The sequence below is a fragment of the Rhodococcus sp. P4_C10 genome (assembly GCF_056402135.1).
In genome coordinates this window covers 19,159-28,262 of sequence record NZ_JBFUHZ010000043.1, presented here as the reverse complement: position 1 = coordinate 28,262, position 9,104 = coordinate 19,159, and the positions used below count along the sequence as shown (strand labels likewise).

Below are 9,104 nucleotides of genomic sequence, written 5' to 3'. Positions count from 1 at the left end.
ACCCTGACCGCCGCGTCCGCCGCCGGCCTGGCCGCCGCCGCGGCGCTGACCGCCACCGCCGCCGCCACGACGGGCACCGCCGCCGTTACCTGCCGGCTGCGGCGCAGCCTGGGGGACCGGAACCACGTGCGGCGCGATCTCGCCGACCAGTGCGTTCACCGGGTCGGAGTCGGCCGTCACCTGCTGCGGGGTCACCTTGATGGCGGCCTTGCGCATCAGGATGGCCAGGTCCTTGCGCTGCTCGGGCAGCACGACGGTGACCACGTCACCGGCGCTGCCGGCGCGGGCCGTACGTCCCGAGCGGTGCAGGTACGCCTTGTGCTCGGCCGGCGGGTCCACGTGCACGACCAGCTCCACGTCGTCGACGTGCACGCCGCGGGCGGCGACGTCGGTGGCCACCAGCACCCGGGCCGAGCCGGCCGAGAACGCGGCCAGGTTGCGGTCGCGGGCGGCCTGCGAGAGGTTGCCGTGCAGGTCCACCGACGGGATGCCGGCCTCGGTGAGCTGACGCGCGAGCTTGCGCGCCTGGTGCTTGGTGCGCATGAACAGGATGCGGCGACCGGTGCCCGATGCGAGCTTCTGCACGAGCACCTTCTTGGCCTCGACGCCCGCGACGTCGAAGACGTGGTGGGTCATCGCGGCGACCGGCGAGTTGGCCTCGTCGACCGAGTGCAGCACCTCGTTGTGCAGGAAGCGCTTGACCAGCTTGTCGACGCCGTTGTCCAGGGTCGCCGAGAACAGCAGCCGCTGTCCGTTCTGCGGGGTCGCAGACAGGATCCGGGTGACGACCGGCAGGAAGCCGAGGTCGGCCATGTGGTCGGCCTCGTCGAGGACCGTGATCTCCACGGCGTCGAGGGAGACGAACTTCTGCTTCATCAGGTCCTCGAGGCGGCCCGGGCAGGCGACGACGATGTCGACACCGGCCTTGAGTGCCTGCACCTGACGGTGCTGGGAGACGCCGCCGAAGATGGTGGTGACCTTGAGGTTGTACGCACCGGCCAGGGGCTCGAGCGCGGCACTGATCTGGGTGGCCAGCTCGCGGGTCGGGGCCAGGATCAGGCCGACCGGGTGGCCCGGGCGGCGCTTGCCGCCCGCGAGGTCACCGGCGAGCCGGGCGACCATGGGGATGGAGAAGGCCAGCGTCTTTCCGCTGCCCGTCTTTCCGCGGCCGAGCACGTCGCGGCCGGCGAGCGTGTCGGGAAGGGTGTCGACCTGGATCGGGAACGGCGCGGTGATTCCGTTGGCGGCAAGCGCCTTCACGAGGGGATCGCGCACGCCGAGGTCGGCAAAGGTTTTCGTCATGTGGGTCGAGGCCTTTCAGGCATCGGGTTGCGCTGGTGACCGCACGGGGGAACTGCTGTTCCGCGCATCTGTCAGCACAAGTTTGGCGAGATTGCCGGTGGGCAAAATCGATCGCCGCAAGAAGAGCTTGTGCTGGATGGCACCAATCAACGGATCGAGTGAGTCACACTCACGGTCATGCGTTGAGGAAGCGTTCCACGACGTATGGCGGCCAAAGGATCGGCGCCAAGTGAGACCCAGCATAGCCGACGGGCCGGGGTGGTCCGGGGTCGGTTGCGTCACACCCGACCCCGGGTGCCGGGGTGGCCTGTTCGCGGTGAGCGCGCTACTTGAGGGTGTACCCGGCGTCGACCGGTAGGGTGACGCCGGTGATGTAGCGGCCGCCGCGGCCACAGAGGTAGATCATCGCCTCGCTGATGTCGGACGGCTCGAGAATCGGGACCGGCATCGGGTTCTGCAGTCCGGCAAGGCTTCCCGGGTGCTCGTTGAGGAACTGTCCGAACGGCCGGTTCATGGACATTGTTGTCGCCACCCCGGCGGGGTGCACGGTGTTGACCCGGATGTTCTTCTCCGCCAGAGTCATTGCGTAGTACCGCATCAGGCCCACCTCGGCATGCTTCGCGGCGTGGTAGCCGGCCGTTCCGTGGCTGCGGACGCTGAAAGCCTGATTCACCGACTTGAGGCCGGCCGTCGAGCTGGTGATCACGACGGCGCCGCCGTCACCGTGTTCGAGCAGCGCGGGCAGGGCCGCCTCGATCGTGTAGTAGACCCCGTGGAGCATGACCTCGACGGCGTCGACGAATGCGGACATCTCGTGACTCTGTTCGCCCATGACCGGCATGATCCCGGCGTTGGCGAGGACGAAGTCGACGCGGCCGAACTCGGCCACCCCCATCTCGACCACCGCCTGCAGTCGCTGGAAGTCACGCACGTCGGCCTGCTCGGCGACGATACGGCGGCCGGTCTTCTCGACGAGGTTGACGGTCTCGTCGAGGTCCTCGCGGGTGGCCAGCGGATAGGCCACGCTGTCGATCTGATCGCAGAGGTCCACGGCGATGACGTCGGCGCCCTCCTCGGCGAACCGCACCGCGTGCGAACGGCCCTGTCCCCGTGCGGCGCCGGTGACAAAGGCCACCTTCCCCTCGAACTGCTGTGACATGACTACCCCTCTCGGCAGCGCTGACCTGCCCAGGATGGGCGGCATCAGCACGCGAGACTGGATCGGCGGGCAGATTCGACACGTGCGCGAACTCGATCGGCAGGACGGACACCGCCGACTGCGTCGCGAACCACGGCCCCGCGAAAGTGGACGAATTCGGCGAGCCCGATTGCAACAGATGCATCACCCCGTTGTCAGTGCTGGTGAGAGCGTGGCGTGGGACCGTGCTTGGCCGCCACGGCTCGGCGCACTGACGACTGCGATTCTATCGGGTCTCGCGCAGAAATTCTCCTGCCGCGAGAGCATGACTGGGCAGTCGCGCGTCGAACTACAGACCCACCCACTCGGTGACCCCGTCGGCGAAGTGCTGACGCTTCCAGATCGGAACCTCGGTCTTGATCCGCTCCACCAGCAGCGAGCACGCGGCGAAGGCCTCGGCCCGGTGCGGGGCGGCGGCCGCGGCGACCAGCGCCAGGTCCCCGACGACCAGCGGGCCCACCCGGTGCACCGCCGCGACCGGCAGGCCTGTCTCGGCCGAGACCCGCTCGCAGCAGGTCCGCAGGAAACGCTGCGCATCGGGATGGGCCTGGTACTCGAGTGCGGAAACCGGCTGTCCGCCATCGTGGTTGCGGACCACGCCGCTGAAGAGCACCACGGCGCCGTGCTCGGGACCGGCGACCGCGGCGTCCACCGCGGCCGGGTCGAGCGGGTCCGGCGAGATCGCGGCCAGCAGTTCACTCATCGTGCGACCCGCCGCCCGCGACCTGTGCCAGCAGGTGGTCCAGGACCGGTTCGAGCACCGAGATCCCGTCGCGCACACCGCCCGGGGAGCCGGGCAGGTTCACCACCACGGTGCGCCCGGCCAGCCCGGCCAGTCCGCGGCTCAACGAGGCGTGCGCGGTCTTCTCGGATCCCTTGCGGCGCATGGCCTCCGCGAGACCCGGGAGCTCGCGGTCCAGAACCGCCCGGGTGGCCTCGGGAGTCCGGTCGGTGGGGGAGGCGCCGGTACCGCCGGTGCTCAGCACCAGCGCGGGCGCGCCGCTGAGCGCATCGGCCAGCCCCGCCGCGATGTCTGCGTCCGGGTAGACCAGCGGACCGCGCACCGAGAAGCCCTGCTCGGCAAGCCAACTCACCAGCTCCGGTCCGGTGGTGTCGGTTCGGGTGCCGCTCGCGCCGCCGGTGGACGCCACCAGCACCACCGCGGACCGGGCCGGGAGGTCCGCGGCCGGGGCGGGCGCGGGGTCCGGGGCGGCGGTCGCCGCGTCGCGCACCCAGTGGCCTCGCTTGCCGCCGTCCTTGGTGAGCAGTCGCACCGCGTTCAGGGTCGCGGCCGGGTCGAGCGCTTTGACCATGTCGTGCAGCGTCAGCCCGGCGACGGCCACCGCGGTCAGCGCCTCCATCTCCACCCCGGTCTGGCCGGAGGTCTTCGCGGTCGCCTCGATGGTGATGGTGGTGTCGGTGAACGCGAACTCCACCTTCACCGACGACAGCGCGAGCTGGTGGCACAGCGGGATCAGTTCGGAGGTCTTCTTGGCCCCGGCGATGCCCGCGATTCGCGCGGTGGCCAGGACGTCGGCCTTCGGCATGCCGTCGGCACGCACCAGCGCGACCACCTCGGCGGTGGTCTGCAGTTCGCCCGCGGCCACCGCGACGCGCGCGGTGCTGGCCTTGGCGCTCACGTCGACCATCCGGGCCCGGCCCTCGTCGTCGAGATGGGTCAGCTCACTCATAGCGGCCACACCTGCACGTTCTCTCCCGCTTCCATTGTCGTGACGTCCGCCGGCACGTCGATCAGGACATCCGCCCTGGCCAGCGCCGCGACCAGGTGCGAACCCGGTCCCGACTCCAGTCTCACACCCTCGTCGACGAGGCGCCCGCGCAGGAACTGGCGTCGGCCCGCCGGAGAGGTCAGGGTGCCGGCGAGGGCGAGGGTGTCAACGTGCACGGGGGCCAGTCCGGCGGCCCGCCGCAGCAGCGGGCGCGCGAACACCTCGAAGGAGACCAGCGTGCTCACCGGGTTGCCCGGGAAGCTCAGCACCGGGACGCCGTCGACCACGGTCAGTCCCTGCGGTCCGCCCGGCTGCATCGCGACGTGCCCGAACCAGCCGCCGAGCGGGGTGAGCACCTCGCGCACCACCTCGAACTCGCCCATCGACACCCCGCCGGAGGTGAGCACCAGGTCGGCCGACTCGGTGGCCCGCCGGAGGAGGTCGCGGAACTGGTCCGGGTCGTCCGTGCTGCTCTCGGCGAACACCACGTCCGCGGAGTTCGTCGTCAGGCTCGCGGCCAGGGCGATGCCGTTGGACTCGTAGATCTGACCGGGCCGCAACGGGTTTCCCGCGGCGACCAGTTCGCTGCCGGTGGTGAGCACCGCGACCTTGGGCCGTCGCCGGACCGGCAGCTCGGCCGCACCGACCGCCGCGAACATCGCCAGGTGCCGCGCGGTGAGGACCGCGCCCGCGCCCAGCAGCAGGTCCCCGGCGTGGACGTCGCTGCCGCGGTCGCGGACGAACTCGCCGGACGCTCGACCCCGGTGGACGGTGACCGTGTCCGCCGTCGCCCCGGCGGTGGGTTCGGTGTCCTCGACCGGCACCACCGCGTCCGCGCCGTCGGGGAGTGGCGCCCCGGTCATGATCCGGACCGCGGTGCCGGGCACGAGCCGGGCGGGTCCGGCCGACCCCGCCGCGACGGTCGCGGAGACGGGCAGCGTGACGGGCACGGCGCGGACCGAGTCGGCCGCGACCGCGAAACCGTCCATCTGCGAGTTGCGGAACGGCGGCAGATCGAGGGGGGAGTGCACGTCGGTGTCGAGCACGCGACCCAGCGCCGCCGCCACCGCTACGGACTCGGTGTGCGGCGTCAGGGCCGGGCCGAGCAGGCGCGCCACCGCGCGCGCGTGGTCTTCGACAGATCTGCTGGTCATCGCGATCCCTCAGGCATGAGATCACATCCTAGGCAGGCCGCCGGTCGGTCGCGTACCGCGTCCGGGCGGCATACTGGACCGCAGGAGAAGGCGGTGACCCGATGACGACGACGCAGCGACCGGTGCAGATGGGGCTGCCCCGTGTGCGCCCGCGCGCGGACGCGTCGGCGGCCGACCGCCCCGAGGTCCCGGAGCTGGTGGACCGGTTCGGCCGGGTCGCCCGCGACCTGCGGGTCTCGATCACCGAAAAGTGTTCGCTGCGCTGCACTTACTGCATGCCCGCCGAGGGGCTGCCGCAGATTCCGCGCGAGCGGCTGCTGAGCGTCGCGGAGATCGTGCGACTGGTACGGATCGCGGTCACGGACCTGGGGGTGCGGGAGGTCCGCTTCACAGGTGGCGAACCCTTGATGCGCCACGACCTCGAGGAGATCGTCGCGGGCTGCGCCGCGGCGGTGCCCGGGGTGCCGCTGACCATGACCACCAACGCCGTCGGGCTAGAGCACCGGGCGCGGGGGCTGGTCGCGGCGGGCCTGAGCCGGGTCAACGTCTCGCTCGACTCGGTGGACCGCGCCCACTTCGCCGAGCTCACCCGCCGGGACCGGTTGCCCGCGGTGCTGGCGGGTATCCGGGCGGCCGCCCGGGCGGGGCTGACGCCGCTCAAGGTGAACGCGGTGCTGATGCCGGAAACCCTTGCCGGCGCAGCGGATCTGCTCCAGTGGTGCCTCGACGAGGGCTGCCGGCTGCGGTTCATCGAGGAGATGGCGCTGGACGCGGACCACGCCTGGGACCGCGACTCGATCGTCGACGCGGCCCGGCTGCTCGACGTGCTCGGGGAGCGGTTCACGCTGCACCCGGTCGAGCGCGAGGACCCGGCGTCGCCCGCCGAGGAGTGGCTGGTCGACGGCGGACCGGCGACCGTCGGCATCATCGCGTCGGTGACGCGGAACTTCTGCAACGCCTGTGACCGGACCCGGCTCACCGCCGAGGGCACGGTGCGCTCGTGCCTGTTCAGCGACGACGAGGTGGACCTGCGAGCCGGGCTGCGGTCCGGCGCCACCGACGCGGAGCTGGCCGCGCTCTGGCGCGCCGCGATGTGGGACAAGTGGGCCGGTCACGGCATGGATTCGGCGGGCTTCGAGCCGCCGCGACGGAGCATGGGGGCCATCGGTGGCTGACGGTTCGGTGACGGTGCGGTACTTCGCGGCGGCGGCGGAGGCCGCCGGGTGCACCGAGGAGACCCTCCCGCTGGGCGCCGGTGCGAGCCTCGGCGACCTCCGGACGGCACTGGCCGCGCGGCACGGCGCGCGGATGGAGCGGGTGCTCGCGGTCGCGGCCTTCCTGCAGGACGACGAGCTCACCCGTGATCCGGCCGTGCCGGCGGCGGGCCGGGTGGACGTGCTGCCACCGTTCGCCGGCGGCTGAGCGGTCCCGCCGGGTGCGGTGCGCTAGCCGGCCGCCAGCCACTGCGCGAAAGTGGTTTTACCGTAGCGGTTCTCGGGGGTGAGGTTGCCGCCGGCGCGCAGGAAACGGCCGAACTCGCCGGGAAGCGGGACGTCGACCACCCGGGCCTTGCTGCCGGTGACCCGCTTCCAGGTGGCGGCGAGCTCACGCATGGTCAGCACCTCGGGTCCGCCGACCTCGATCGGCCCGTCCGGGCCGGGCGCCTCGGACAGCGCCGCGTCGGCCAGCGCTCGGCCCACGTCGGCCGGGGCGATCGGCTGGAACGAGACATCGGTGAACGCGGGTACCAGCCCGCCCCGCGCGGCCGGCCGGAAGATCATCGACAGGAACGAGTGGAACTGGGTGGACCGCACCACCCGCACGTCCAGCGCCGACGCCGAGTAGATCCGTTCCTGCTCGGTCAACGCCTGGTAGTAGGCGAACGCCGGGCGGTCGACGCCGACGATGGACAGCAGCACGGCGCGGCGGACCCCCGCGGCCTCGGCCGCCCGCACCAGGTTCCGGGCGCCGTCGGTGAACACCGGCCGGGCCTTGCGCGAGCGGCCGTCGGCGGCGCTGACCACCACCTCCACCCCGGCCAGGGCGTCGGGCAGTCCCTCGCCGGTGCGCAGGTCGCCGCGCACGTGCCCGACCGCCGCGGCCGGGTCCGCGGGCGCGTGCCTGCTGAGGACCCGGACCAGGTAGCCGCGCGAGCGCAGCGCCCGGGCCGCCGCGCTACCCGCGGTGCCGGTGCCGCCGACCACCAGTGCCGTGGTCACCGGTCACTGCCACCAGGTGTCGAGCGGGGTGACCGGGACCGTGCGCTTGTGCCGGGTCGCCAGGTAGAGGCCCTCGAGCCGCTCGGCGACCGCCGCGCTCACGTCGCGGCCCTCGAGGTAGTCGTCGATCTCGCTGTAGCGGACCCCGAGCGCCTCCTCGTCGGGCAGCGCGGGCCGGTCGTCCTCGAGGTCGGCGGTGGGGACCTTGCTCCAGGTGCTCTCGGGGGCGCCGAGGTGCGCCAGCAGGGCCGCGCCCTGACGCTTGGTGAGGCCGGTGAGCGGGGTCAGGTCCACCCCGCCGTCGCCGAACTTGGTGAAGAAGCCGGTGACCGCCTCGGCGGCGTGGTCGGTGCCGATCACCAGGTAGCCGAGCTGGCCCGCGACGGCGTACTGGACGACCATCCGCTCGCGTGCCTTGATGTTGCCCCGTACGAAGTCGCGCAGTTCGCCGCCGTCGCCGACGATCGCGGCCAGGCCCGCCGCGCTCTCGGCGGCGACCGCGTCCACGCTCGGCTTCACGTTCACCGCCACCGACCGGTCCGGCGCGATGAACTTCAGCGCGATCTGGGCGTCGTGCTCGTCGGCCTGGACGCCGTAGGGCAGCCGGACCGCGACGAACTCCGCCGGGTGGCCCTCCGCCCGCAGTTCCGTCGCGGCGAGCTGCGCGAGTCGGCCGGCCAGCGTGCTGTCCTGTCCGCCGCTGATGCCCAGCACGAATCCCTTTGCGGGCGTGGACAACAGGTAGGCCTTGAGGAAGTCGACGCGGGCGCGGACCTCGTCGGCGGGGTCGACGGTCGGCTGCACGCCGAGTTCCTTCTGAATCTGGGCGCGGAGGTTGTCCATGCGGGCCACTCTATCGAGGGTGGCCCCGGCCCGCAGCGGCGTCGGCGGCGGGCGGGCGGGTCGATAGAGTGCCCGTCGTGACCACCGCACCGATTCTCGTCGTCTCCGCCACCGCAGGGGAGGCCGCCCATGTCCCCGACCGCTTCGAGGTGCTGGTCACCGGGATCGGCAAGGTGAACGCCGCCGTCGCGGTCACCGAGGCGCTGGCCAGCCACCGCCCCGGCGCGATGCCGTTGGTGGTCAACATCGGCACGGCGGGTGCGCTGCACGACCGGCACGCCGGGCTGTACCTGCCGTCCGCGGCGCTCAACCACGACATCAGCGCGGAGGTGCTGCGGTCGCTCGGGCACCCGGTGCTGGACCGGATCGGTCTCGACGACGGCGACGGGACCGTGCTCGCGACCGGCGACGCGTTCGTCTCCGACGCGGCGGTGCGGGACGCGCTCGCGGTGCGGGCGGACCTGGTCGACATGGAGGGGTTCGCGGTGGCCTCGGCGTGCGCGCGGATGGGTGCGCGCTGCCGGCTGGTCAAGCACGTCAGCGACCGGGCCGACGACTCCGCGATGGACTGGCCCGCCCAGGTCGACGCCAGTGCGCGGGTCCTCGCGCACTGGCTCACCCAGAACCTCTAGGGCAGGGGCTCAGCCCTCCAGGGCCG

10 protein-coding genes are annotated in these 9,104 nt (G+C 72.4%); 3 read left to right on the top strand and 7 right to left on the bottom strand.

Features of this window, described 5'->3' with window-relative positions; genetic code table 11:
• The 5 genes from AC1DWC_RS21980 to AC1DWC_RS21960 form a co-directional block, all read right to left on the bottom strand.
• On the bottom strand, window positions 1-1,302 hold a 1,302-nt coding region (locus AC1DWC_RS21980), incomplete at its 3' end, for a DEAD/DEAH box helicase (RefSeq protein WP_477911484.1).
• Window positions 1,303-1,627: 325 nt separating this feature from the next.
• Complete coding sequence (locus AC1DWC_RS21975; protein ID WP_477843185.1) at window positions 1,628-2,461, bottom strand: mycofactocin-coupled SDR family oxidoreductase; 834 nt, start codon at window positions 2,459-2,461, stop codon at window positions 1,628-1,630.
• Between the two features lie 328 nt (window positions 2,462-2,789).
• Window positions 2,790-3,203: a molybdenum cofactor biosynthesis protein MoaE gene (locus tag AC1DWC_RS21970; protein WP_477911482.1), complete on the bottom strand. Its 414-nt coding sequence runs from the start codon at window positions 3,201-3,203 to the stop codon at window positions 2,790-2,792.
• Window positions 3,196-4,191, bottom strand: a complete 996-nt coding sequence (moaCB, locus tag AC1DWC_RS21965) for a bifunctional molybdenum cofactor biosynthesis protein MoaC/MoaB (protein WP_477911480.1) — start codon at window positions 4,189-4,191, stop codon at window positions 3,196-3,198. Before moaCB ends, AC1DWC_RS21970 begins: the two co-directional genes overlap by 8 nt.
• Complete coding sequence (locus AC1DWC_RS21960) at window positions 4,188-5,384, bottom strand: molybdopterin molybdotransferase MoeA (protein WP_477911478.1); 1,197 nt, start codon at window positions 5,382-5,384, stop codon at window positions 4,188-4,190. The genes moaCB and AC1DWC_RS21960 overlap by 4 nt, the downstream gene beginning before the upstream one ends.
• A 101-nt stretch (window positions 5,385-5,485) precedes the next feature.
• On the opposite strand from AC1DWC_RS21960, the gene moaA reads away from it, so the two are divergent.
• Complete coding sequence (moaA, locus tag AC1DWC_RS21955; RefSeq protein WP_477911476.1) at window positions 5,486-6,559, top strand: GTP 3',8-cyclase MoaA; 1,074 nt, start codon at window positions 5,486-5,488, stop codon at window positions 6,557-6,559.
• Window positions 6,552-6,806: a MoaD/ThiS family protein gene (locus AC1DWC_RS21950; RefSeq protein WP_477911474.1), complete on the top strand. Its 255-nt coding sequence runs from the start codon at window positions 6,552-6,554 to the stop codon at window positions 6,804-6,806. The genes moaA and AC1DWC_RS21950 overlap by 8 nt, the downstream gene beginning before the upstream one ends.
• Window positions 6,807-6,829: 23 nt before the next feature.
• Here AC1DWC_RS21950 and AC1DWC_RS21945 read toward each other — a convergent pair whose 3' ends face one another.
• Both AC1DWC_RS21945 and nadE read right to left on the bottom strand, forming a co-directional pair.
• A complete protein-coding gene (locus AC1DWC_RS21945; protein ID WP_477911472.1) occupies window positions 6,830-7,603 on the bottom strand; it encodes an SDR family oxidoreductase in 774 nt (257 codons plus the stop codon).
• Between the two features lie 3 nt (window positions 7,604-7,606).
• Window positions 7,607-8,446 (bottom strand): ammonia-dependent NAD(+) synthetase, encoded by an 840-nt coding sequence (nadE, locus tag AC1DWC_RS21940; protein ID WP_477911470.1) that lies wholly within the window; start codon window positions 8,444-8,446, stop codon window positions 7,607-7,609.
• A gap of 77 nt (window positions 8,447-8,523) precedes the next feature.
• Here nadE and AC1DWC_RS21935 point away from each other — a divergent pair, with 77 nt between their 5' ends.
• A complete protein-coding gene (locus tag AC1DWC_RS21935) occupies window positions 8,524-9,078 on the top strand; it encodes a nucleosidase (RefSeq protein ID WP_477911468.1) in 555 nt (184 codons plus the stop codon).
• Window positions 9,079-9,104 lie beyond the last annotated feature (26 nt).

Bases quoted from the DNA above. Each gene is read 5' to 3' on its own strand.
- AC1DWC_RS21975 (WP_477843185.1), bottom strand. From the start codon at position 2,461: ATGTCACAGCAGTTCGAGGGGAAGGTGGCCTTTGTCACCGGCGCCGCA.
- AC1DWC_RS21970 (WP_477911482.1), bottom strand. From the start codon at position 3,203: ATGAGTGAACTGCTGGCCGCGATCTCGCCGGACCCGCTCGACCCGGCC.
- moaCB (WP_477911480.1), bottom strand. From the start codon at position 4,191: ATGAGTGAGCTGACCCATCTCGACGACGAGGGCCGGGCCCGGATGGTC.
- AC1DWC_RS21960 (WP_477911478.1), bottom strand. From the start codon at position 5,384: ATGACCAGCAGATCTGTCGAAGACCACGCGCGCGCGGTGGCGCGCCTG.
- moaA (WP_477911476.1), top strand. From the start codon at position 5,486: ATGACGACGACGCAGCGACCGGTGCAGATGGGGCTGCCCCGTGTGCGC.
- nadE (WP_477911470.1), bottom strand. From the start codon at position 8,446: ATGGACAACCTCCGCGCCCAGATTCAGAAGGAACTCGGCGTGCAGCCG.